The organism is Bacillus sp. C28GYM-DRY-1, assembly GCF_030519405.1.
Taxonomy (GTDB): Bacteria; Bacillota; Bacilli; order Bacillales; family Bacillaceae; genus Bacillus; species Bacillus spizizenii_A.
The window spans coordinates 1-462 of sequence record NZ_JAUMKF010000059.1; the positions used below are offsets into that span (position 1 = coordinate 1).

1 protein-coding gene is annotated in these 462 nt (G+C 31.0%); it reads right to left on the reverse strand.

Features of this window, described 5'->3' with window-relative positions; genetic code table 11:
- Positions 1-93: 93 nt before the first annotated feature.
- Positions 94-270, reverse strand: coding sequence for a hypothetical protein (locus Q3W56_RS20660; RefSeq protein ID WP_302896699.1), 177 nt, complete (start codon positions 268-270; stop codon positions 94-96).
- Positions 271-462 lie beyond the last annotated feature (192 nt).

Genomic DNA, 462 nt, shown 5'->3' on the forward strand with positions numbered 1-462 from the left:
CTCTACTACGTTATTCATAATATCCCCCTACACTTAAAGAATCTATTATTCATTATAGCATATCTCATATTATGAATTATCGTAGTATTTTTGTTAATATTTGTCCTCTAAATTGTTATACCATTCATGTCCTAATTCCTCGGCTTCGGCCTCCGTCTTTAAATCAAATTGGAAGTACATAGCCCTTTTAAATTTACGGACCACCTCTTTATCTAATCTAATATCATTACACGCTAGTAAAATATATCCCAACGCTTGGCGGTTTTCCATTTGTACTCACTTCTTAATTACATTTTTTTGTTAATATGGTTAAAATCACTTGATTTTAGATTTTGACTTTTGCTTGATTGAATGAAAGGAAGGAAAACGGCTTGGACGAAAAATCGACTACCTTATGAAAGACAATAAAAAATAAAGTCATTCATAAAAGTAGCCGATTATGATTAGCACTTGATTGTATAT